The sequence below is a fragment of the Cupriavidus consociatus genome, from assembly GCF_017814975.1.
Lineage (GTDB): Bacteria > Pseudomonadota > Gammaproteobacteria > Burkholderiales > Burkholderiaceae > Cupriavidus > Cupriavidus consociatus.
In genome coordinates, this window is the sequence record NZ_JAGIQA010000041.1 from 19,795 (window position 1) to 41,393 (window position 21,599).

The 21,599-nt window shown below is 67.5% G+C and carries 18 protein-coding genes; 13 read left to right on the forward strand and 5 right to left on the reverse strand.

The genetic code is table 11. The features are described 5' to 3' along the window. Positions 1 to 43: 43 nt before the first annotated feature. The 6 genes from J8I82_RS34045 (at position 44) to J8I82_RS34070 (ending at position 7,301) form a co-directional block, all read left to right on the forward strand. Positions 44 to 1,045, forward strand: a complete 1,002-nt coding sequence (locus tag J8I82_RS34045) for a Bug family tripartite tricarboxylate transporter substrate binding protein (protein ID WP_209764103.1) — start codon at positions 44 to 46, stop codon at positions 1,043 to 1,045. A 137-nt stretch (positions 1,046 to 1,182) separates the two neighbouring features. Continuing rightward, on the forward strand, positions 1,183 to 2,190 hold the full coding sequence (locus J8I82_RS34050) for a tripartite tricarboxylate transporter substrate binding protein (RefSeq protein ID WP_209764105.1): 1,008 nt from the start codon (positions 1,183 to 1,185) through the stop codon (positions 2,188 to 2,190). Positions 2,191 to 2,234: 44 nt separating this feature from the next. Next, positions 2,235 to 3,236, forward strand: a complete 1,002-nt coding sequence (locus tag J8I82_RS34055) for a Bug family tripartite tricarboxylate transporter substrate binding protein (RefSeq protein ID WP_209764107.1) — start codon at positions 2,235 to 2,237, stop codon at positions 3,234 to 3,236. 33 nt (positions 3,237 to 3,269) lie between these two features. Beyond that, a complete protein-coding gene (locus J8I82_RS34060) occupies positions 3,270 to 4,211 on the forward strand; it encodes a 2-hydroxyacid dehydrogenase (protein WP_209764109.1) in 942 nt (313 codons plus the stop codon). A 307-nt stretch (positions 4,212 to 4,518) separates the two neighbouring features. Further along, positions 4,519 to 5,946, forward strand: a complete 1,428-nt coding sequence (locus J8I82_RS34065; RefSeq protein ID WP_209764111.1) for a homospermidine synthase — start codon at positions 4,519 to 4,521, stop codon at positions 5,944 to 5,946. 44 nt (positions 5,947 to 5,990) lie between these two features. Beyond that, positions 5,991 to 7,301, forward strand: a complete 1,311-nt coding sequence (locus J8I82_RS34070) for an NAD(P)/FAD-dependent oxidoreductase (RefSeq protein WP_209764113.1) — start codon at positions 5,991 to 5,993, stop codon at positions 7,299 to 7,301. Positions 7,302 to 7,330: 29 nt separating this feature from the next. Here J8I82_RS34070 and J8I82_RS34075 read toward each other — a convergent pair whose 3' ends face one another. Further along, complete coding sequence (locus J8I82_RS34075) at positions 7,331 to 7,636, reverse strand: DUF2188 domain-containing protein (RefSeq protein WP_209764114.1); 306 nt, start codon at positions 7,634 to 7,636, stop codon at positions 7,331 to 7,333. A gap of 515 nt (positions 7,637 to 8,151) precedes the next feature. On the opposite strand from J8I82_RS34075, the gene J8I82_RS34080 reads away from it, so the two are divergent. Beyond that, entirely contained in the window at positions 8,152 to 8,997 is an 846-nt protein-coding gene (locus J8I82_RS34080; RefSeq protein ID WP_209764115.1) for a class II glutamine amidotransferase, read from the forward strand. Positions 8,998 to 9,063: 66 nt separating this feature from the next. On the opposite strand, the gene J8I82_RS34085 is transcribed toward J8I82_RS34080, so the two are convergent. The 3 genes from J8I82_RS34085 to J8I82_RS34095 form a co-directional block, all read right to left on the reverse strand. Next, positions 9,064 to 9,747 (reverse strand): ProQ/FinO family protein, encoded by a 684-nt coding sequence (locus tag J8I82_RS34085; RefSeq protein ID WP_209764116.1) that lies wholly within the window; start codon positions 9,745 to 9,747, stop codon positions 9,064 to 9,066. Positions 9,748 to 9,806: 59 nt separating this feature from the next. Further along, positions 9,807 to 10,397: a helix-turn-helix transcriptional regulator gene (locus J8I82_RS34090; protein WP_209764117.1), complete on the reverse strand. Its 591-nt coding sequence runs from the start codon at positions 10,395 to 10,397 to the stop codon at positions 9,807 to 9,809. A 162-nt stretch (positions 10,398 to 10,559) separates the two neighbouring features. Continuing rightward, positions 10,560 to 11,228: a GntR family transcriptional regulator gene (locus tag J8I82_RS34095; protein ID WP_063239015.1), complete on the reverse strand. Its 669-nt coding sequence runs from the start codon at positions 11,226 to 11,228 to the stop codon at positions 10,560 to 10,562. A gap of 300 nt (positions 11,229 to 11,528) precedes the next feature. Here J8I82_RS34095 and J8I82_RS34100 point away from each other — a divergent pair, with 300 nt between their 5' ends. The 5 genes from J8I82_RS34100 to J8I82_RS34120 are packed head-to-tail and all read left to right on the forward strand — an operon-like array spanning position 11,529 to position 17,799. Next, entirely contained in the window at positions 11,529 to 12,815 is a 1,287-nt protein-coding gene (locus J8I82_RS34100; protein ID WP_209764118.1) for an MFS transporter, read from the forward strand. Positions 12,816 to 12,819: 4 nt separating this feature from the next. After that, positions 12,820 to 13,575, forward strand: coding sequence for a LamB/YcsF family protein (locus J8I82_RS34105; RefSeq protein ID WP_209764119.1), 756 nt, complete (start codon positions 12,820 to 12,822; stop codon positions 13,573 to 13,575). A 32-nt stretch (positions 13,576 to 13,607) separates the two neighbouring features. Then, on the forward strand, positions 13,608 to 14,420 hold the full coding sequence (locus tag J8I82_RS34110) for a putative hydro-lyase (protein WP_209764120.1): 813 nt from the start codon (positions 13,608 to 13,610) through the stop codon (positions 14,418 to 14,420). A gap of 38 nt (positions 14,421 to 14,458) precedes the next feature. Continuing rightward, entirely contained in the window at positions 14,459 to 16,063 is a 1,605-nt protein-coding gene (locus tag J8I82_RS34115) for a 5-oxoprolinase subunit B/C family protein (protein ID WP_209764121.1), read from the forward strand. Between the two features lie 5 nt (positions 16,064 to 16,068). Continuing rightward, on the forward strand, positions 16,069 to 17,799 hold the full coding sequence (locus J8I82_RS34120) for an acetyl/propionyl/methylcrotonyl-CoA carboxylase subunit alpha (RefSeq protein ID WP_209764123.1): 1,731 nt from the start codon (positions 16,069 to 16,071) through the stop codon (positions 17,797 to 17,799). A gap of 128 nt (positions 17,800 to 17,927) precedes the next feature. Here the strand turns inward: J8I82_RS34120 and J8I82_RS34125 are convergent, their stop codons facing one another. Further along, positions 17,928 to 19,541: an alkaline phosphatase D family protein gene (locus tag J8I82_RS34125; protein WP_209764128.1), complete on the reverse strand. Its 1,614-nt coding sequence runs from the start codon at positions 19,539 to 19,541 to the stop codon at positions 17,928 to 17,930. 467 nt (positions 19,542 to 20,008) lie between these two features. Here J8I82_RS34125 and J8I82_RS34130 point away from each other — a divergent pair, with 467 nt between their 5' ends. Continuing rightward, positions 20,009 to 21,415 carry an SLC13 family permease gene (locus J8I82_RS34130; RefSeq protein ID WP_209764131.1) on the forward strand — a complete coding sequence of 469 codons (1,407 nt, stop codon included), beginning with the start codon at positions 20,009 to 20,011 and terminating at the stop codon, positions 21,413 to 21,415. The last annotated feature ends 184 nt before the right edge of the window (positions 21,416 to 21,599 follow it).

Genomic DNA, 21,599 nt, shown 5'->3' on the forward strand with positions numbered 1-21,599 from the left:
ACAACAACACAGGCCGGTACGACCGGCCATGGCAGGAGACATCATGAAGCAAGGGATTGCAGCCGCAAGGCGCAGCGCCCGCACGCTGGCCGCGTGCGTGGCTTTCGGCCTCGGCGCGCTGGGCGCGCCGGCGCAGGCGCAGGACAAATGGCCGTCGCGGCCGATCACCTGGGTAGTGCCCTTTGCCGCGGGCGGCTCGACCGATATCGTCGCGCGCACCATCGGTCAGGAGGTCTCGCGCGCCCTCGGCCAGCCGGTGGTGGTGGAGAACCGGCCCGGCGCAGCAGGGGCGGTGGGGGCGGGCTACGTCGCGCGTGCCAAGGCGGACGGCTACACGCTGTTCGGCGGCACCATCAGCACGCACGCCATCAACGCCAGCCTGTACAAGAACCTGTCGTACGACCCGGTCAAGGACTTCGAGCCGGTCAGCCTGGTCGGCTATGTGCCGAACGTGCTGATGGTGAACGCGGAGTTGCCCGTCAGCAACGTGCAGGAACTGATCGCCTACGCGAAGAAGAAAAACGGCCTCAGTTTCGCATCGTCCGGCGCGGGCACGTCGACCCATCTCGCCGGCGAGCTGTTCGCCGACCTGGTCCATGTGCCGATGACCCACGTGCCATACAAGGGCAGCCCGCAAGCCGTGCAGGACGTGGCGGCTGGGCTGGTGCCGTTCCTGTTCGACCAGCTCACCGCGGGCGAGGCCATGATCAAGGCCGGCAAGCTGCGCGCGCTGGCCGTGACCTCGCCGAAGCGCTCGGCGCTGCTGCCCAAAGTGCCGACCATGGCCGAGGCCGGTGTCAGCGGCTTCGAGATGGTGTCGTGGCAGGCGTTGTATGCCCCGCATGGCACGCCAAAGGAAATCGTCCAGCGTCTGAATGCCGAAGTCGTCCGTGCACTGAAGCAGCCCGCGGTGCAGCAGCGGTTGAGCCAGCAGCTGGGCATGGAGATCGTGGGCAGCACGCCCGCGGAGCTGGCGGCGCTGATGGACAAGGAGATTCCGCGCTGGGCGGCGTTGGTGAAGAAATCGGGGGCGAAGGCGGAGTGAGGGCGAGTCAGCCCCACACCGGACCAGCGGTAGCAAAGCTGCAGGTTGCCAGTTGACCAATTGGGTGCCCCCTCTCCCGCTTGCGGGAGAGGGGAGCAAACCAGCCGTTCTGCAGACAAATCCAGGCAGGAGACACTATGAACATCAAGCCCCGTTTGCCCCGTTTCCCCCGTTTTCCCCGTATCGCCGCCGCGCTTTCCGCGGTAGCCCTCGGCATCGCCTTCGCCCCCACCGGCGCCCACGCACAAACCTACCCCACCAAGCCCATCACCATCGTCGTTCCGGCTTCGCCCGGCGGCGCCATCGACCTCGTTGCACGCCTGGTCGGCCAGAAGCTGACCGAGGCCTGGGGCCAGTCGGTCGTGGTCGACAACCGCAGCGGTGCCACCGGCATCGTCGGCACCGACCTGGTGGCAAAGGCTGCCCCGGACGGTCGTACGCTGGCGCTGGTGGCAAGCAGCCACGCCATCAATCCCAGCATGGTGCGCAAGCTGCCGTTCGACACCATCAAGAGCTTCGAGCCGGTGGCGCTGACGCATGTGGTGCCGCTGATGCTGGTGGTATCGCCGTCGATCCCGGCGAAGTCGGTCAAGGAGCTGATCGCCTACGGCAAGGCGCATCCCGGCCAGTTGTCGTTCGCCTCCAGCGGCTCGGGCGGCGCCCCGCATTTTTCGGGCGAACTGTTCAAGAGCATGGCCGGCCTCGACATGGTCCACATCCCCTACAAGGGCAGCACGCTGGCGCATCCCGACCTGACCAGCGGACGCGTCTCGCTGATGTTCGACACCGTGGCCGCAATCAACCCGCAGGTCAAGGCCGGCAAGGTGAGGGCGCTGGCGGTCACCACCACCAAGCACGCGGCCATCGCGCCGCAGCTGCCGACCATGGCGGAAGCGGGCCTGCCGGGCTACGACACCAGCACCTGGGGCGGCGTGCTCGCGCCCGCCGGCACGCCCAAGGCAGTGATCGACAAGCTCAACGCCGGCATCAACCAGGCGCTGGCCGCGCCGGACGTGCGCGAACGCCTGCTTGCGGCAGGCATCGAGCCCGCCGGCGGCAGCCCCGCGCAGTTCTCGGGCTATATCCAGACCGAGATGGTCAAGTGGGCCAAGGTGGCCAAAAACGCCGGCATCCAGCCGGAATGACACGACGACGCCTCCCCCGACAACGCCAACCGAACGAGACAGCCATGCCAGACTGCATTCCCTCCACCGCCCGGCGCCGGGCGCTGCTGGCCCTGTGCCTCGCCGCCGCACCGCTGCTTGCCCCGGCGGCCCACGCGCAAGCCAGCGGCAGCTGGCCGGCGCGGCCGGTCACGATCATCCTGCCGTTCACGCCCGGCGGCGGCACCGACATTGCCACGCGCCTGGTGGCGCAGCGCCTGTCGCAGCTGTGGGGCCAGCCGGTGCTGGTGGACAACCGGCCCGGCGCGGCCGGCAATGTCGGCCTGGAGCTGGCGTCGCGCGCCAGGCCGGACGGCTACACGCTGGTGGCCGGCAATGTCGGCACGCAGTCGATCAACCCCACGCTGTACACCAAGCTGTCCTACGACCCCAATCGCCTGGTGCCGATCACCGAGATGGCCGAGCTCCCGTTCGTGCTGGTGGTGACGCCCAGGCTGCCCGCCAGGACCGCGAAAGAACTGGTGACGCTGGCCAAGGGCCAGCCGGGCAAGCTGTCGTTCGCCAGTTCGGGCACTGGCGGGTCGCCGCACCTGTCGGGCGAGATCTTCAAGGCCGCGACCGGCACCGACCTGCTGCACGTGCCCTACAAGGGCGGCGGCGCGGCCATGACCGACCTGATGGCGGGCAATGTCGACATGCTGTTTGCCTCGGTGCTGGAAACCGCCGGGCACGTCAAGGCGGGCAAGCTGCGTGCGCTGGCGGTCACCGGCACGGTGCGTTCGCCGGCGCTGCCAGACGTGCCGACGCTGGCGCAGGCCGGCATCACCGGGGCCGAGTCCGGCTCATGGGTAGGCTTGCTGGCGCCGGCCGGCACGCCGAAGGATATCGTCGACAAGATCGCCGCGAGCGTGAAGCAGGTGGTGGCGCTGCCCGAAGTGCGCCAGCAGCTGGTGGAGCAGGGCGCGATTCCCGTCGGCAGCACACCGCAGCAGTTCACCGAACTGATCGCCACCGACCGCAAGCGCTACGCCAAGGTCATCACCGACAACAAGCTGCGCGCCGACTGACGCGCGCGTCTTTCCTCAAAGGACCCCTTGCGCATGAAACCCCGCCTGTTGCAGCACGGCCGCCTGCCCGAAGCCACCGAAGCGCGCCTGGCCGAGCACTATGACGTCCAGCCGTTCTGGACCGAAGCCGATCCCGCCGGCTTCCTGGCCCGCCATGGCAGCGAGTTCGTCGCGCTGACGACGCGCGCCGCGATCGGTGCCGATGCCGCGCTGCTGGCCGCGCTGCCGTCGCTGCGCGTGATCTCCAGCTTCGGCGTCGGCCTGGACAAGCTCGATCTCGACAGCGCGCGCCGCCGCGGCATCGCCGTGGGCTATACACCGGACGTGCTCAACGACTGCGTTGCCGATACCGCGTTCGCGCTGCTGCTGGACGTCTCGCGCAAGGTCAGCGCCGCCGACCGCTTCGTGCGCCGCGGCGAGTGGCCCAAGGGGCAGCCGTTCCCGTTGGCGACGCGCGTCAGCGGCAAGCGGCTCGGCGTCATCGGCATGGGCCGCATCGGCCGCGTCATCGCGCACCGCTCGGTGGGTTTCGACATGGAAGTGCGTTACCACAGCCGCAATCCGGCCGGCGACGCACCCTATCCCTACGAGTCGTCGCTGGAAGCGCTGGCGCGCTGGGCGGATTACCTCGTCGTTGCCACTGCCGGCGGCGCCTCGACACGCCACCTGGTATCGGCCGCCGTGCTCGACGCACTGGGCCCCCGCGGCTTCCTGATCAATATCGCCCGCGGCACGGTGGTGGACGAGGCGGCGCTGGTCGAAGCGCTGGCTCAACGGCGCATCGCAGGCGCCGGGCTGGACGTGTTCGAGGACGAACCAAACGTGCCCGAGGCGCTGTTCGGGCTCGACAACGTCGTGCTGCTGCCGCATATCGCCAGCGCCACGCATGAAACGCGTCAGGCGATGGCGGAGCTGGTGTTCGAGAACCTGCAGCAGTTCTTTGCGACCGGCGCGGTAAAGAAGTCGGCGATCTGAAGCAACAGACTGCCGACCTGAAGCAGAAGAGGCGAGCGCCGGCCCGAGCCCGCGCTCCTGCTTGTGTCGGTAATCCGGCTTCCGCAAGGCCTGTTCCAGGCCCGCGATGCATGGTCCGGCGCACCTCGTTGCAAGCTTTGCGCCGGCCGTGCTGCAATCCTTACCTGACAGCACAGCAAAGGGGAGAGGGCACAAGGAAAGGCATTGTCCTGCCGGCAAGCCGGACGACGGCAGCAGCATCCGGCATACCGCTTGCTTGAGACGGATTGAGGGAGCAGAATCCGCGGGCATTTTTCTGGAGCATGCGATGGACGCGCCGGCAAGCGACTTCAAGAAATACGGCGAACTCAAGGGGCGCATCCTCATCGTCGGCTTCGGCAGCATCGCACGCTCAGCCGTGCCGCTGCTGCTGCGCCATTTCGACATCACCCCCGACCGGATCACCGTCGTTTGCCCCGCCAGCAACGACATCTCGCTCGCAGCCTCGTACGGCATCCCCGTGGTGGAAAAAGCGCTGACCGAGGCCAACTACAAGGACGTCCTGCAACCGCTGCTCGGCCCGGGCGACTTCCTGCTGAACCTGTCGGTCAACGTTTCCAGCGAGGCATTGGTGCGGTATTGCTGGGAGCACGGCGTGCTCTACCTGGACACGTCGATCGAGCCCTGGGCGGGCACTAGCGTGGATCCCGATACGTCGCTATCGCGGCGCAGCAACTATGCATTGCGGGAAGGCGTGCTTGCCTTCCGCCTGGACAAGCGCGACGGTCCTACCGCGGTCATGACGCAGGGCGCCAACCCGGGGCTGGTGTCGGCCTTCGTCAAGCAGGCACTGGTCAACATGGCGGCGGACAACGATCTCGAATACGATCCGCCGGCATGCTTCGAAGACTGGGCGGCGCTGGCCCGGCAGCTGGATATCCGCGCCATCCACGTGGCCGAACAGGACACGCAGGTTGGCGAGCAGCGCAAGTCCATCGGCGAGTTCGTCAACACCTGGTCGGTCGACGCCTTTGTCGAGGAAGGCATGCAGCCCGCGGAACTCGGCTGGGGCACGCATGAGCGGCACTGGCCCGATGAAGCGAGGCGCCACGGCTTCGGCTCGGATGCGGCGGTCTACCTGACGCGCCCAGGTTTTGCGACGCGTGTGCGCAGCTGGACCCCGCTGGGCGGGCCTTACCAGGGTTTCCTGATCACGCATGGCGAATCGATCTCCATTGCCGACCACCTGACGCTGCGCGAGAACGGCAAAGTTGTCTACCGGCCGACCGTCCTCTACGCCTACCGCCCGTGTGACGACGCGCTGCTGTCGATCGACGAACTGGCGGGCAACGGCTGGCGCAGGCAGGCGAATCAGCGCATCCTGCGCGGCGATATCGTTGGCGGCATGGACGAACTTGGCGTGCTGCTGATGGGCAATGCGCGCGGCGTGTACTGGTATGGCTCGCGGCTTGCCCATGAAGACGCGCGGCAGCTGGCGGAACACAACACCGCGACCAGCCTGCAGGTCGTGGCCGGCATCCTGGGCGGCATCGTATGGGCGCAGGAGCATCCGCGCGCCGGCGTGGTCGAGCCCGAAGACCTCGATTTCGAGACGATGCTTCGGATCGCGCGGCCTTACCTGGGCGAAGTGGTTGGTGTCTATGGCGAATGGACGCCGCTGGCGCAGCAGGCCGGCCTCTACCCCGAGCCGAGCGATGAAGACCCCTGGCAGTTCGTGAACGCGCGCGTGCCATAGGGCCTCGCCCAACCGGACCCGACGGGCCGAACGGAGCCAATACGATGGCGGGGCTGCTGCAGAAGGAACTGGGTGTCATCGAGAACTCGTACTACGAGGCGAGCGTGGTCCGCGCGCCGCCGAGCCAGCCGCTGCACGGGCGCCTGCGCGCGCAGGTGTGCGTGGTGGGCGGCGGCTATGCCGGCTTGTCCTGTGCGCTGGAGCTGGCTGCGCTCGGCTTCGATGTCGCGCTGCTGGAAGCGCACCGGATCGGATGGGGCGCATCGGGACGCAACGGCGGGCAGGCAATCGTGGGGTTCGGATCGGAAGGCGAGGACGCCATCGAACGCCAATGCCCGGCGGAACTGGCACGCGCGGCCTGGAATGCCTCGGTCGAAGGCATGCGCCTGCTGGAGCAGCGCATCGACACCTTCGCCATTGCCTGCGACCATGTGCGCGGCTACATGACGCTGGCGCCGGGGCAGCGCAAGGTCGAAGGGTTGCGCCGATGGACGCGCCATATGCGCGAACACTATGGCTATCCGCTCGAATGGATCGAGCGCGCGCAGCTGCCGCGCTATGTCTGCAGCGACCGTTTTGTCGCCGGTGCCTTCGATCCGCACTCGGGCCACCTGCATCCATTGAAGTATTGCCTGGGGCTGGGCGAGGCGGCGCGCCGGCAGGGCGTCAAGGTCTTCGAGAATTCGCCGGCGTATCGCGTGGAGCGCGACAAGGCGCCCGTGGTGAAAACGGCGGAAGGCGAGATCCACTGCGAGCAGGTCGTGCTGGCGGGCAATGTCTACCTTGGCGAATTCGGCGACCACCTGGCCCCGGAAATCGCCGCGCGCATCATGCCGGTGGGCACCTACATGATCGCCACCGAGCCCATGGACGCCGGCCGCGCCAGCGCGCTGATACCGGGCAGGGTGGCCGTCTCTGACAACAACCTGATCGTGGACTATTTCCGCCTGAGTGCGGACAACCGGCTGCTGTTCGGCGCCGGCGAGACCTTCAGTGCGCGGCCGCCGCAGAACCTGGTGCAGCGCATCCGCGCGCGCATGGTGCAGGTGTTTCCGCAGACCGCGGACCTCAATGTCGACTATGCCTGGGGCGGCTTTGTCGATGTCACGATGAACCGCGCACCGGACCTCGGGCGCATTGGTTCAAGCCTTTACTACGCACAGGGATTTTCGGGCCACGGCCTGTCGTTCGCCGGCATGGCCGGCAAGCTGATCGCGGAAGCGATGAGCGGCGATGCGTCGCGGTTCGACGTATTCGCGCGCATCCGGCATCACCAGTTCCCGGGCGGGACGTTGTTCCGTACGCCCGCGCTGGTGTTGGGAATGTGGTACTACAGGCTGCGCGACCTGCTCTGAACCTGCACGGAAGGCCGCAGCCGGGCAGCTCAGACCGGAGTATTGCGGGCTTTTTCCGCACTCGCCGGCTGTGCCGGCAGCGGCGGATCATCGACGCACTCAGGCTGCGGCATGGATTCCGCCGGCGGCATGGCGCGGGAGCAGTCGATACGCTGGGTGATATCGCCGTTCTTGTCATGCACGTAGAGCATCGCCTGTCGCTCCACCGCGAGCGAGGTGGCGAGGGCGATCGCGCTGGTCAGATCGAGCCCGACCTGAAGGCGGCCTTCGCCCTCCGCTGCGATTGCCCAGTGCCCATCGAAAACAACATGCACATTGCAGTTCTGAACAGGCATCGATTGCTTCCTTAGTGGATCGGGCCCTGCGGGCCCCTCAGACATTGTAGATGTAGGCGCAAGCTAGCATGAGACCGCCCCGAACGGGGGCAACCGGAACTCGGGCGATTCGTACACACGGCAGCGAGACTTCCGTCTGGAAGCTACTCGCAAGGGCCGTACCCGGCCCGACGAGTCGATTGGCCGTCACGCCCGCAGCCCTCTGGGACCCCGGATTGCGGCGGGGAAGGCCTGCAACAGGGCCAAGTGCCGGGAAAGGGGCAGGCGCTGCATCTCCGCAGGCGGGCGAGCTTTGCAGAGTTTGCATTTGTTGCCCTGCCGCATGTAGGAATTTCGCATTGGACCGGGCGCTGTACGCGGTGCTGCCAGCTGTGTCGCAAGCGGCATTCGGCACTGCCGGCCCGTCCCTGCTTCCGCGTTGCGCCCAGCCGCCCTTTGCCGTTCCGCCGATGCCGTCCTACAACAGGAGAATGGGCCGGAAAGGCACCGGGCCGCACTTGTCGAGGAGACACATCATGTGCCGCTGGCTGGCGTACTCGGGCAGGTCCGTTCCTCTGGAAGCGGTGCTGTTCCAGCCGGAACATTCATTGATCGACCAGAGCCTGAATTCGAGGCTTGGCCACACCACCACCAATGGCGACGGCTTTGGCGTCGGCTGGTACGGCAGGCATTCCGAGGTGCCGTTCCGCTACCGCTGCCTGCATCCGGCATGGAGCGACACCAACCTGCGCGAGACCGCGCGCGCGGTGCGGGCGCCGCTGTTCCTGGCCCATGTGCGCGCGGCCACCGGTACGCCTACGCAGGAGACCAACTGCCATCCGTTCCGCTTCGGACGCTGGCTGTTCGTGCATAACGGGCTGATTCGTGAATATCCGCTGCTGCGGCGCGACCTGATGATGGCCGTGGCGCCGCACCTGTTCCGCTGGATCGAGGGATCGACCGACTCTGAGGTGATGTTCTTCCTCGCGCTTAGCTTCGGACTGGAGCGCGACCCGCGCGGCGCGCTGGAGCAGATGGCGGGGCTGATCGAGGAGGTCGGCCATCGCTACGACGTGCAGTTCCCGCTCAATATGACGGTGTGCGTCACGGATGGGCAGCAGGTCGTGGCGGTGCGCTATTCGAGCGAGACGGAGTCGCGCTCGCTGTTCCACAGCACCTCGTTCCGGCAACTGCGCGCGCTCTATCCGCAGGACCCGCGCATCATCGCCGCCGGCGACGATGCGTTCCTGGTGTTGTCGGAGCCGCTGATCGATGTGCAGGGGGTTTGGGAGGAGATCCCGGAAGCGACCATCCTGGTTGCCCGGGATGGCCAGATCGAGCACAAGCGCTTTGTACCGAGGCTGCCCGAGGCGTCCGCGTAGTCGTCAACGTCAGCGTCAGCGACAGCGCCAGAAAACAAAGGCGCCTTGCCGGCAGGGCGGCGATGCTCAGGCAGTCTTGTCGGCCGGCGACGGTTCCGTCGCCTGTGCCGGCTGTTCCTGCTGAGCCTGCTGTGCTTCCTGAGCCTGCTGTGCTTGCTGAGCCTGCTGTGCTTGCTGAGCCTGCGGCGCCGGTTGCTTGGATTGCGGCCGGGCGGCACGGCTGCGCTGCAATTGCCGCGCGCGCCGGGCATCGGCTTCGGTGACCTGTCCCGCGGGTTCGCCCGCAAGATCCACGCGTGCCGCGCCTTCCACCATGCCGTTCCAGTAGCGAGCGCCGCGGCACCAGGTCCGGATCGCGTCGCGCAGCTCGGCCTCGGTCAGCTTCAGTTCCTGCGCGTGCTGCACCAGGTCCTGGAAGATGCCGACCTTGAGCGGCACTTTCGGCGCCGGGTTCTTCGGGAACACGGCGGGGAAGCGCTTTTGCAGCCTGGAGATGGCGAGGATCACCGGATCGACCGGCTTTTCCGGCGTGGCCGGCGTGGCATCGCGTGCGCGCGCCGGCTTGTTGCCCCTGGCGCCCTTGGTGCCAGGCGTGCCAGTGGTGCCACTGGAACCTTTAGTGGCCTTGGTGCCGCTGCTACCCTTGTTGCCGTTGGTGCTCTTGGTTCGCTTTGCAGACTCGGCCGCCTTTTCGGCCTTAGCCTGTTGCACGAGTTTTGCCTTCAGCGCCGCCAGTTGTTCGAAGCCCATTTTCTCAAGACATGTAAACGTGGCGGCATTGTATCAGGGAGCCGTCCTGGATCACGGCATCAGCGCTCGCGCGACAGGTTTTCGAGCCACAGGCTCATCAGCCCGGCCCGGCCCCTGACGCCGAATTTGCGGAAGATCGTGGTGACGTAGGAATGGGTGGTGGAGACCGCGAGCCCCAGGCGCTGGGCGATCTGCTTCTCGGAAGCGTCGGTCAGCAGCAGCTGCAGGACCTTCTGCTCATGGGGCGCGAGCGGCACCGGCGACAGGGCCAGCCCGAGCTCGACCATGCTCTTCTGCCGCAATGCCGTGACATCGCGCGCGACGCCGACGCGCATCCGTTCCGATTGCAGCCAGCCAGCCGACCACATGATATGGACCTCGTTGCCGCCCTTGTGCCGGTAGCGGTTCTCGAAGCCGATCCGCTTCTTGCCGGCCATGACTTCCTTGGCCTCGAGAAGGGTGCGGTCGCGGTCGTCCTGCACCACCAGGTCGATGATGGACTGGCCGGTGATTTCCTTTGGCGTGTAGCCAAGGATGCCCTCGCAGGCCGCGCTGACGTACTGGATGCGGCCGCTGGTATCGACCAGGAACATGGCATCCAGCATATGATCCGCGAATTCCGTGCGGCCCTTCCCGATCTCGTTCCCCATGGCAGTCTGGAAAAAATACCGCTGCTGCGGCGCAGCGCCGACCCGCGTGCCGCCGGGTTCCCATGGAGGTGAAGACTAGACGACGTCGTCGCCCCTGTAAATAACGCCAATGGGGCAGGAAGCGGTCCGGGGAAGGGCCGGAGGGCGACAAAGGCCGCTGCTTCAGCGCCCCTTGAACACCGGGTGCCGCGCGCACACCGAGAGCACGATGCGCTCGGACTGCGTCAGGTAATCGTTCAGCGCCACCGCGCATTCGGCCAGCTTGCCCGCCTCGAACAGCTCCAGGATGTGCTGGTTCATCTCGACGTAAGGGCCGTGCAGGAATTCCGGGTCATGCAGCATGCCGAACGCCAGGCGCAGTTCCGCGAGCAGGTGGGAGAACATCACGTTCAGGCGCTCGCTGTCGGCCAGCTCCACGATCGCCATGTGGAATTCCATATTGGCGGTGCCCGCGCCCTGCCAGTCGCCGCTGTCGCGGCAGCGCAGCCCTGTCTCCACCGCTGCGCGCAGGTGCTTGCGGGCCGGATGGCTGGGATAGGCCTGGGCGATGGCCTGGCATTCGATCAGCCGGCGCACCCGATAGATGTCGATGATCGACGCAATGCTCGGAATCGCCACCGACACGCCCCGGTTGGGCTCGTGCTTGAGCAGGCCTTCCTTGGTCAGCACGCGGAAGGTCTCGCGCAGGGTGTTGCGGGAAATCTGCAGGCTTTCGCTCAGCGCCGCTTCCGACAGGCGCTGTCCCGGCTCGAACTCGCCATGCACGATGCGCTGGCGGATCTGTTCCGTGACCCGCTCGGCAAGGTTCTTGACGTCAGGTGTTGAAGACATGGTGGCTGGATCGGGCACCGGCTCATTCCGGTGGGGCCCGTGACTGAATGTTAACGCACTTTGTTCAACAATTTGCACTGGATTGGTGCGCTCGATGGCCGCCATTGTGCCTTAGGTGTATACCATGATCGATCAACGCCAAAGATTGTTCAACAATACTAGTGCGGTGGTTGAGTGATACGTGCCGATAGGTCAACATGGCATGCGATTTGCTAAACAACGCCGATGAAAACGAAATCGTCGCGAGTCAGTGCGACGAGCTTTTTCCCACGCTTTGTCCTTGTCCTAGTGAGCGCAACCATGTGGCTTAAAGAAACTACCGGAGCAGAGCGCAAGACGCTCTTTGCCGCCTTCGTCGGCTATGGCGTCGATGCCTTCGACTACATGATCTACACCTTCATGATCCCCACGTTCATTCTCGTGTGGGGCATGACCAAGGCCGAAGCCGGCTATATCGCGACCGGCGCGCTGATCAGCTCGGCCGTCGGCGGCTGGCTGGCCGGCATCCTTGCCGACAAGTACGGCCGCGTGCGGATCCTGCAGCTGACCGTGCTGTGGTTCAGCTTCTTCACCTTCCTGAGCGGGTTCACCAATTCTCCCGAGCAGCTGTTCGTCACGCGCATGCTGCAAGGCCTGGGCTTCGGCGGCGAATGGTCGGTCGGCTCGGTGCTGATCGCGGAGATGATCCGCGCCCGCCACCGCGGCAAGGCCGTCGGGCTGGTGCAAAGCAGCTGGGCGGTCGGCTGGGGACTTTCGGCGATCGCGTTCTGGGCGGTCTATGCCGCGTTCGAGCAGCAATACGCATGGCGAGTGCTGTTCTGGATCGGCGTGCTGCCGGCGATCTTTATCCTCTACATCCGCCGCAATATCGCAGAACCCGAGGTGTATCAGGAAACCAAGGCCAAGCTGGCCCGCACCGGGCAAAGCAATAACTTCATGCTGATCTTCAAGCCCGGCGTGCTGCGCACCACGGTGCTGGCCAGCCTGCTCGCGACTGGCATGCAAGGTGCCTACTATTCGGTGACGACCTGGCTGCCGACCTATCTCAAGATGGAGCGCAACCTGTCCGTGCTCAATACCAGCGGCTATCTGATGGTGCTGATCGCAGGCTCGTTTGCCGGCTATCTGACCAGCGCCTGGCTGTCCGATCGCCTGGGACGCCGGCGCTGCTTCATGCTGTTCGCAGTGAGCGCAGCCATCCTCGTGATCTGCTATACGCAGCTGCCGATCACCGACTCGGCGATGCTGCTGCTTGGCTTCCCCCTGGGATTCTTCCTGTCTGGCATCTTTTCGGGCATGGGCGCTTACCTGACGGAGCTGTACCCGAGCCATATCCGTGGCTCAGGACAAGGCTTTACCTACAACTTCGGGCGCGCGGTCGGCTCGGTGTTCCCGGCCATGATCGGGCACATGAGCGCATCGATGTCGCTGGGCGTGGCCATCGGCTATCTTGCCGCGGGCGCCTATGGGCTGGTCGTTATCGCGTGCCTGCTGTTGCCGGAAACACAGGGACGCGAACTACTCGGCCAGACCGAGGCTGGCACGGAAGGACCGGCTGGCGCAGCAACTTCGCGGACGGCAGCCTGACGCCATGCATATCGATCTGAACAGCGACCTCGGCGAGAGCTTCGGCGCCTGGAGCATGGGCAACGATGCCGCCATGCTGGATATCGTCAGCAGCGCCAACGTGGCCTGCGGCTTCCACGCCGGCGATCCGGCAGGCATCCTGCAGACGCTGAAGGCCGCGGCGGCGCGCGGCGTCGCCGTGGGCGCGCACGTTTCGTACCCCGACCTGCAGGGCTTCGGCCGCCGCAACATGGATGTGGCCAGCGCCGACCTGGTGGCCGACGTGATCTACCAGATCAGTGCGCTGTCGGGCATGGCCGCTACCGTCGGCACCAAGGTGCGCTATGTCAAGCCGCACGGCGCGCTCTACAACACCATTGCCAGCGACGAACGCCAGGCGCGCGACGTGATCGCCGCGATCCGCGCGGTGAACCCGGAGCTGGCGCTGGTGGCGCTGGCGGGCTCGCCGCTGGTGGGCTGGGCGCGCGAGGCCGGGCTGCGCGTCGTTGCCGAAGCGTTCGCCGACCGCGCCTACACGCCGCAGGGCACCCTGGTGTCGCGCCGCGAGAAGGGCGCGGTCCTGCACGATGCCGCCGACGTGGCGCAGCGCATGCTGCGCCTGGTGCGCGAAGGCACGGTGCAGGCCATTGACGGCAGCGTGGCGCGCGTGGAAGCGCAATCGATCTGCGTGCATGGCGACAGCGACGGCGCGCTCGAGATGGCGCGCGCCGTGCGCGCCACGCTGGAGCGCGACGGCATCGCGATTCGCGCCTTCGCCTGAGCCGCCCGGCACTGAACTCACTGGAGAAACACATGCAAGCATCCGCACTGGAACGCGCCCGCATCGCTGCGGTGAACGCCGCCCGCGAAGCGCGCGCGAGCTATCGCGCCGGCAGCGTGCAGCCGACCGCCGGCATTGCGCCGGGCATGACGCAGGCCAACATGATCGCCTTGCCGCGCGACTGGGCCTGGGATTTCCTGCTGTACGCGCAGCGCAATCCCAAGGCCTGCCCCGTGCTCGACGTGATCGAGGCGGGCGCGCACCAGACCATGCTGGCCGAAGGCGCGGACGTGCGCACCGACATCCCGCTGTACCGCGTCTGGCGCGACGGCAGGCTGGTGGAAGAGGTGGCCGATGCCACGCCGCTGTGGGCCGAGCATCCGGACCTGGTCACCTTCCTGATCGGCTGCAGCTTCACCTTCGAGACGCCGCTGCAAGAGGCCGGCATCGAGGTGCGCCACATCGCCGACGGCTCCAATGTGCCGATGTACCGCACCAGCCGCCAGTGCCGTCCCGCCGGCCGCCTGCATGGCGAGCTGGTGGTGTCGATGCGGCCCATCCCCGCGCACCGCGTTGCCGATGCCGTTTCCATCAGCGGGCGTTTTCCCTCGGTGCACGGCGCGCCGGTCCACGTGGGCGATCCGGCCGCGCTGGGCATCGCCGACATCGGCAAGCCGGACTTCGGCGACGCCGTGCGCATCGAGCCGGGCGAGATCCCCGTGTTCTGGGCTTGTGGCGTGACGCCCCAGGCGGCCGTGATGGCGTCCGGCGTGCCGTTCGCCGTGACCCACGCGCCGGGCCATATGTTCATCACCGACGTGCCGGACAGCACGTACCACGTCTGAGACCGCCGGGTCTCGCCGGGTCTTTTGCGGAGCTAGTCTTGCGTTTCCTGCCCGTCACCTCGAATGCCCTGCTGGTAGAGCTGGCCGATCTCGACCAGGCCCTGGCCCTGCTGGCCTCGCTGCAGCGCGATCCGCTGCATGGCGTGGCCGAGCTGGTGCCCGCCGCGCGCACCATCCTCGTTCACTTCCGCCCGTCGGCGACCAGCGCCACCGCGCTGGTGCGGGCCATCGCCGCGCGCGACCTGTCGCAGCGCGTCGAGCGCAGCGATATCCTGGTCGAGATCCCCGTGCACTATGACGGCGAGGACCTGGCCGAGGTCGCCGGGCTGCTCGGCATCACGCCGGAGGAAGTCGTGCGCCGCCACACTGGCAGCGAATACACGGTGGCCTTTACCGGCTTTGCCCCGGGCTTTGCCTACCTGAGCGGCGGCCATCCCAGCTTCGATGTGCCGCGCCGCAGTACGCCGCGCACGCGTATTCCCGCCGGCGCCGTCGGCCTGGCGGGCACCTTCAGCGGCGTGTATCCCCAGGCCAGCCCCGGTGGCTGGCAGATCATCGGCGTGACGCCGGTGCCGATGTGGGACCTGGATCGCGAGCAGCCCGCGCTGCTGCAGCCCGGCTATCGCGTGCGCTTTGTCGATATCGCGAGGCGCAATGGCGTGGCGCATCCCACCGGCGCCATTGCTGCCGTCGCGCCGCAGCGCACGGCAAAGCCGGCGGACCAGGCGCCTGCTTCCGCGTCGTTGAAGGTGAAGGGCACTGGCCTGCAGACCCTGTTCCAGGACCTGGGCCGGCACGGCCAGGCGGGGCAGGGCGTCTCGGCCTCGGGCGCGATGGACCAGGCGGCGCTCAAGGCCGCCAACCGGCTGGTGGGCAACGCCAGCGATGCCGCGGCGCTCGAGACCATCGGCGGCGGCCTGCAGCTGCAGAGCGTCGGCGAGAGCGTGCTGGCGGTCACCGGCGCCGATGCGCCGCTGACGGTGCGCACCGCCGATGGCCGTCAATGGGAGATCCCGAACCACCAGGCCGTGGCCCTGGCCGATGGCGACACGCTGGCCGTCGGCCAGCCGCTGGCTGGTGCGCGCTGCTACGTTGCCGCACGCGGCGGGTTTGCGGTCGCGCCGGTGCTGGGCAGCTGCGCCACCGACACGCTGGCCAGGGTTGGCCCCGAGCCGCTGGCGGTGGGCGATGTGATCGACTTGCGGCAGGCTCCGGCCGGTGCCGTCGTCGGCGCCCCCGCGATGCCCGCCGAGAACCTGCCCTCGGTCGAGCAGGAGGTCGTGCTGGACGTGGTGCTCGGCCCCCGCACCGACTGGTTCACCGCCGAATCCGTACAACGGCTGGCCGCGCAGCGCTGGCAGGTCACGCCGCAATCCAACCGCGTGGGCCTGCGCCTGGCCGGCGAAGTGGCGCTGGAGCGTGCCATCGCCGGCGAGCTGCCCAGCGAAGGCACCGCGCTCGGGGCGCTGCAGGTGCCGCCTAGCGGCCAGCCCGTCCTGTTCCTGGCCGACCATCCGCTGACCGGCGGCTATCCCGTGATCGGTGCCGTGGCGCCTTATCACCTCGACCGCGCCGGACAGATCCCGGTCGGTGCCTGGCTGCGCTTCCATCCCGTAGGCGCCTTCGAAGAACTGCAACCGTAACTGCCATGAAGAAAGTCCTGATTGCCAACCGTGGCGAGATCGCCGTTCGCATCATCCGCGCCTGCGCCGACTATGGCGTGGCCTCCGTCGCCGTCTATGCCAATGCCGATATCGACGCGATCCACGCGCGCCTGGCCGACGAAGCCTACGGCCTCGACGGCGACCGCCCGGCGGACACCTACCTGAATATCCCCAAGCTGCTCGAGATCGCGCGCCGCAGCGGCGCCGACGCCGTGCACCCGGGCTATGGCTTCCTGTCGGAAAGCGAAGCCTTCGCCCGGGCGGTGATCGATGCCGGCCTGACCTGGATCGGCCCGTCGCCGGAAACCATCGCGCGGCTGGGCGACAAGGTGGAAGCCCGCAAGATCGCGCTGCAGGTGGGCGCGCCGCTGGTGGCCGGCACGCCCGACCCGGTGACCGATGCCAACGAAGTGCTGGCCTTTGCCGAGCGCCATGGCCTGCCCATCATCATCAAGGCGGCGTTCGGCGGCGGCGGCCGTGGCATGAAGATAGCCTGGCGCATGGATGAGGTCGAAGAGCTGTACGCATCGGCCGTGCGCGAGGCGGTCACCGCCTTTGGCCGCGGCGAATGCTTCGTCGAGCAGTTCCTCGACAAGCCGCGCCATATCGAAGCCCAGGTTCTGGCCGACAAGCATGGCAACGTGGTGGTGCTCGGCACGCGCGACTGCTCGCTGCAGCGGCGCAACCAGAAGCTGGTGGAAGAGGCCCCGGCGCCGTTCCTGAGTGACGAGCAGCGCGCCCGCATCCACGCCGCCGCGCGCGACATCTGCGCCGCCGCGGGCTACACCAGCGCCGGCACCGTCGAATTCCTGCTCAGCGCCGGCGGCGCGATCTCGTTCCTGGAGGTCAACACCCGCCTGCAGGTCGAGCACCCGGTGACCGAGCAGACCACCGGCGTCGACCTGGTGGTCGAGCAGCTGCGCGTGGCCGACGGCCTGCCGCTGTCGATCACCGAAACGCCGGCGCCGCTGGGCCATTCGATCGAATTCCGCATCAACGCGGAAGATGTTGGCCGCGGCTTCCTGCCCACCCCGGGCCCGGTGCAGCGCTTCGACGCCCCGTCGGGCCCGGGTGTGCGCGTCGATTCGGGCGTGCAGACCGGCTCGGTGGTGCCCGGCACTTTCGACTCGCTGATGGCCAAGCTGATCGTGACCGGCGCCACGCGCGAGCAGGCGCTGGCGCGTGCGCGCCGCGCGCTGCGCGAGTTCCGGATCGAGGGCGTGGCCTCGGTGCTGCCGTTCCACCGCGCCGTGATCGATCATGCCGATTTCCTTGGCGCCGACGGCTTCAAGGTCCATACGCGCTGGATCGAGTCCGATTTCACCGAGCCGCTGGCCGCCGCCGTGCGCGCCGAGCCGCAGCCGGATGGCAGCCTGCTGCGCACCGCGATCGAGATCGACGGCCGCCGCATGGTGCTGGGCCTGCCCGCGCAACTGCTGCGCGGCCTGGCCGAAGCGCCGGGGCAGGGCGGTGCGGTCGCCGCCGCGCCGGCTGCCACTGCGAATGACGCCGACCTGCCCTCGCCGATCGCCGGCACGGTGCAGGCCTGGAAGGTCAACGTCGGTGACGAGGTCAACGAAGGCGACCTGATCGCCGTGATGGAAGCGATGAAGATGGAGATGCAGGTCCACGCCCATCGCAGCGGCCGTGTCGCATGGCAGGCTGAATCGGGGGTGTTCCTGGCTGCAGGCGCGCGGCTGGCCAGCGTGGAGTGAGCGCGGCCAGGCGCCGCTAAACCCACGGATCACTGCATGCAATGCCTGGCAGTGCCCGGAGCCATCTTCCAGGGGCAAGCGCCACGCGCCGGCACTTGCCGCAAGGCGCAGCTTCGGCCTTCGCCAGCCTAGCCAGCCCCGGTCCGCTGTACGCCGGGGCGCCGGTCCTCCACCACGAACGCCGCCTGCGTGCCGACCATGCTGTCCGCGCGCGTCACGTCTTCCACGGCGCGCAACGTGGTGGCCCAACGTGCCGGCGTGGCCTCGACCACCGTGTAGCCGCGCTGGTCCGGCCGCGCATGCAAGATATGCGGATTGCGGGCCATGATTTCTGCGGCACTCTGCTCGCTGCTGCCCGAGGCCGAGGCGATGGAGGTGGTGCAGAACTCGCTGGCGATCACGCGGGATGACGGATCGCTGAAGTCCGCCAGCACATTGCAGGCGTAGTTCTGGTGGATATCGCCGCCGATGAACACGGTATTGCGCGGCGCCGCCGCCGCGATGCTGTCGAGCAGGCGCTGGCGCGCGGCCGGATAGCCGTCCCAGGTGTCGCTGTGGAAGGCTTCCTGCGGCGGCGCCTTGTAGTTGCGCCGCGAGAAGATGGTCTGCTGCGCAATCGCGCTCCAGCGCGTCTGGTCGCGCTGGTCCTGCACCAGTCCCTGTGCCAGCCATTGTTCCTGCGCGCTGCCCAGCATGGTGCGGCGCGGGTCGCCGAGCGCGCTGCAATCGCCGGGGGACACGGAGCCTTTGCGTAATTGCCCCGGTTCGCGGCAGGGCTGGATATCGCGATACTGGCGATCGTCCAGCAGATGGAAATCGACCAGCCGGCCCCAGCGGTGGCGCGCGTGGATGCTCAGCGCATCCGGCGTGCCCAGGCCCGCCATGCCATGCACCAGCGCGCTCGCGCGGATCGGCATGTTTTCATAGAACGCCTGGTAGCCGGCCGTCCGCCGCGCGAGAAACGCGGCCGCTGGCTCGCTGCCCGCGCGTCCCGCATAGTCGTTCTGCACTTCATGGTCGTCCCACGTTGCCAGCCAGGGGCACGCGGCATGCATGGCCTGCAGCAGCGGGTCGCTCTTGTACAGCGCGTAGCGGTCGCGGAAGTCCTGCAGGCTGGTCGCGGTGGGCAGGCTGTGCGTGCGCGGCAGGCGCGCGCGCGCGTTGGCTGGCACCGCGGCTTCGTAGATGTAGTCACCCAGGAATACCACCAGGTCCAGGTCTTCCTGCCGCATCTGCCGGTACGCGGCGTAGTGGCCTTGCTCCCAGCGCTGGCAGGAGGCAAAGGCAAAGCGCACGCGCGGCGCCAGCGTGTCGGACGCCGGCGCGGTGCGTGTGCGCGCCGGGGTGGTAACTGCGTCGCCGTGCATGAAACGGTAGAAGTACCAGCCGTCGGGGCGCAGCCCATCGACTTCCACATGAACGGAATGCCCCAGCTCGGGCAGCGCCTGCGCGTGTCCGCGGCGCACGATGCGCCGGAATGCTTCGTCCTCGGCGACTTCCCACTGGACGGTCAGCGGTCCCTGCAGCGGCCTGGTGCCATGGGCGTCGGCCTGCGGCGTGCCAGGGATCGCGCCGCCGAGCAGGCGCGTCCACAGCACAAATCCGTCCGGCGCCGGCGCGCCGCTGGCCACGCCCAGCGAGAACAGGTCGCGCTCGCGCAGCGTGGCGGAAAGGGCCCAGCGGGGCAACTGGGAGGCAAGGGCGGAGGCCGCTGCCAGCTTCAGGAAGGTTCTTCTTTGCATGCCGGTTCCGGGATCTCGGAGTTCGTGACGCGCTGTCGATGTGCAGAACTATAGCGAAACGGGTCAGCCGGTTTCGGCTATTCAGAAGTCGTCTTGGGTGCACCTGGCCGGCCTTGGGGGCAGATCACGGCCGTGCAGTCAATGGCCTTCCGGGGCAAGGCATCCGTCGTTCTGCTGACCGGCCACCGCTTTCGTGAGCGCCTGTTTTCCGCTTTCCGTAAGGATCGGCCCGAGCGCTTAATTGATGGCCGCGCGCCGGCGCCATATCGTTCAGCCAAACCAACAAAGACCGGTGCCGTTCCCATGCGGCCTCACAAACAAGGAGACAAGACATCATGGCCCATCCCTTCCAGACGTTGCCATAGCGGCAGATCCGTATCTCCGGCCAGGCACCAGTGCTGCCGGATTCCCCTGATTTCCTTGCCAGGCGGCGTGCGCAGACGCGCGCATGCCGCGACGGAGCCGTTATGTCGTCACACGTCATTTCCATCTCGGTACTCGGGCTGATGTTTGTCATCGCCACGGTCCTTCCTATCAACATGGGCGCACTTGCCTTTGTCGGTGCCTTCCTGGTCGGCACCCTGGTCGCGGCCATGCCGGCCAAGGCGATCCTTGCCGGCTTTCCCGCCGACCTGTTCCTGACCCTGGTCGGCATCACCTACCTGTTCGCCGTGGCGCAGAACAACGGCACCATCGACTGGCTGGTGCGGCTAGCGGTGCGGGCCGTGGGCGGCAGGATCGCCGCCATTCCCTGGATCATGTTCATGATCGCGGCGCTGCTGACGTCGGTCGGTGCGGTCAGCCCGGCGGCGGTGGCCATCATCGCGCCGATTGCGCTGGGCTTTGCCGCGCGCTACGGCATCAACCCGCTGCTGATGGGCCTGATGGTCATCCACGGCGCGCAGGGTGGCGGTTTCTCGCCGATCAGCATCTATGGCGGCATTACCAACAAGATCGTGCAGAAGGCAGGGCTTCCGCTCAACGAGATGGCGACGGCGTTCGCCAGCCTGGGCGTGAACCTGGCCGTGGCTGCCGGCCTCTTCGTTGCGCTGGGCGGGCTGCGCCTGATGCGGCAATCGGCACCGGCGGTGGCCGCGCCGCAACCGGTTGCCGGCGGCGCGCTGGCCATGGGTGCGCCGTTTGGTGCGCGCACCGTGCCGGCACAGGGGGCGCAGATCTACGGCGATGCGGAGGCCGAGGCCGGCATGGAAGAGCAGAAGACGATGGCGCGCGACCGCGCTTCACTGCTCGGCAGCGAACCGGAAGCTGCCGCCGAAGCCCCTGCCGGGCTCTACCAGTACCTGACCGTGGTCGGCCTGGCCGCGCTGGCGGTGCTGACGCTCTATTTCAAGCTCGATATCGGCTTTGTCTCGCTGACCATCGCGCTGCTGCTCACGCTGATGGCGCCGGAGCTGCAGAAGCGGGCGCTGAGCCAGGTGTCATGGCCCGAGATCATGCTGATCGTCGGCGTCAGCACCTTCGTCGGGGTGATGGACAAGATGGGCACCATCGATTTTGTCGGCCACAGCGTGGCCGGCCTGACTTCGCCGCTGATGGCCGCGCTGCTGCTGTGCGTGGTCGGGGCAGTAGTGTCGGCGTTCGCCTCGTCCACAGCCGTGCTGGGTTCGCTGATCCCGCTGGCCGTGCCGTTCCTGCAGCAAGGCTCGGACGTGAGCGCCATCGGCTTTATCGCCGCGATGGCGGTGTCCTCGACCATCGTCGACGTCAGCCCGTTCTCGACCAACGGCGCGCTGGTGCTCGCCAACGCGCAGGGCGTGGACCGGCAGGCCTTCTTCCGCACGCTGCTGATCTATGGCGCGCTGGTCACCGTGATCGCACCGGTCGTGCTGTGGTTCGTCTTCGTCGTGCTTTGATTACTGTTGCCGCTACCTGACTACTCACCATGAAACTGCTTGAATCCGTCATGCCCGCCCAGCAGGCCATCCGGCCGGCGCGGGTCCCGGCCAGCCAGGCCGCGATCCCCAGCATGGAGGCCTACCAGGCGCTGTGCGACGAAGCCGAACGCGACTACGAAGGCTTCTGGGCGCGCCACGCCCG

What these genes read in the sequence shown, in the direction of transcription:
- J8I82_RS34045 (WP_209764103.1), top strand. Translation starts at nt 44, where the DNA reads ATGAAGCAAGGGATTGCAGCCGCAAGGCGCAGCGCCCGCACGCTGGCC.
- J8I82_RS34050 (WP_209764105.1), top strand. Translation starts at nt 1,183, where the DNA reads ATGAACATCAAGCCCCGTTTGCCCCGTTTCCCCCGTTTTCCCCGTATC.
- J8I82_RS34055 (WP_209764107.1), top strand. Translation starts at nt 2,235, where the DNA reads ATGCCAGACTGCATTCCCTCCACCGCCCGGCGCCGGGCGCTGCTGGCC.
- J8I82_RS34060 (WP_209764109.1), top strand. Translation starts at nt 3,270, where the DNA reads ATGAAACCCCGCCTGTTGCAGCACGGCCGCCTGCCCGAAGCCACCGAA.
- J8I82_RS34065 (WP_209764111.1), top strand. Translation starts at nt 4,519, where the DNA reads ATGGACGCGCCGGCAAGCGACTTCAAGAAATACGGCGAACTCAAGGGG.
- J8I82_RS34070 (WP_209764113.1), top strand. Translation starts at nt 5,991, where the DNA reads ATGGCGGGGCTGCTGCAGAAGGAACTGGGTGTCATCGAGAACTCGTAC.
- J8I82_RS34075 (WP_209764114.1), bottom strand. Translation starts at nt 7,636, where the DNA reads ATGCCTGTTCAGAACTGCAATGTGCATGTTGTTTTCGATGGGCACTGG.
- J8I82_RS34080 (WP_209764115.1), top strand. Translation starts at nt 8,152, where the DNA reads ATGTGCCGCTGGCTGGCGTACTCGGGCAGGTCCGTTCCTCTGGAAGCG.
- J8I82_RS34085 (WP_209764116.1), bottom strand. Translation starts at nt 9,747, where the DNA reads ATGGGCTTCGAACAACTGGCGGCGCTGAAGGCAAAACTCGTGCAACAG.
- J8I82_RS34090 (WP_209764117.1), bottom strand. Translation starts at nt 10,397, where the DNA reads ATGGGGAACGAGATCGGGAAGGGCCGCACGGAATTCGCGGATCATATG.
- J8I82_RS34095 (WP_063239015.1), bottom strand. Translation starts at nt 11,228, where the DNA reads ATGTCTTCAACACCTGACGTCAAGAACCTTGCCGAGCGGGTCACGGAA.
- J8I82_RS34100 (WP_209764118.1), top strand. Translation starts at nt 11,529, where the DNA reads ATGTGGCTTAAAGAAACTACCGGAGCAGAGCGCAAGACGCTCTTTGCC.
- J8I82_RS34105 (WP_209764119.1), top strand. Translation starts at nt 12,820, where the DNA reads ATGCATATCGATCTGAACAGCGACCTCGGCGAGAGCTTCGGCGCCTGG.
- J8I82_RS34110 (WP_209764120.1), top strand. Translation starts at nt 13,608, where the DNA reads ATGCAAGCATCCGCACTGGAACGCGCCCGCATCGCTGCGGTGAACGCC.
- J8I82_RS34120 (WP_209764123.1), top strand. Translation starts at nt 16,069, where the DNA reads ATGAAGAAAGTCCTGATTGCCAACCGTGGCGAGATCGCCGTTCGCATC.
- J8I82_RS34125 (WP_209764128.1), bottom strand. Translation starts at nt 19,541, where the DNA reads ATGCAAAGAAGAACCTTCCTGAAGCTGGCAGCGGCCTCCGCCCTTGCC.
- J8I82_RS34130 (WP_209764131.1), top strand. Translation starts at nt 20,009, where the DNA reads ATGTCGTCACACGTCATTTCCATCTCGGTACTCGGGCTGATGTTTGTC.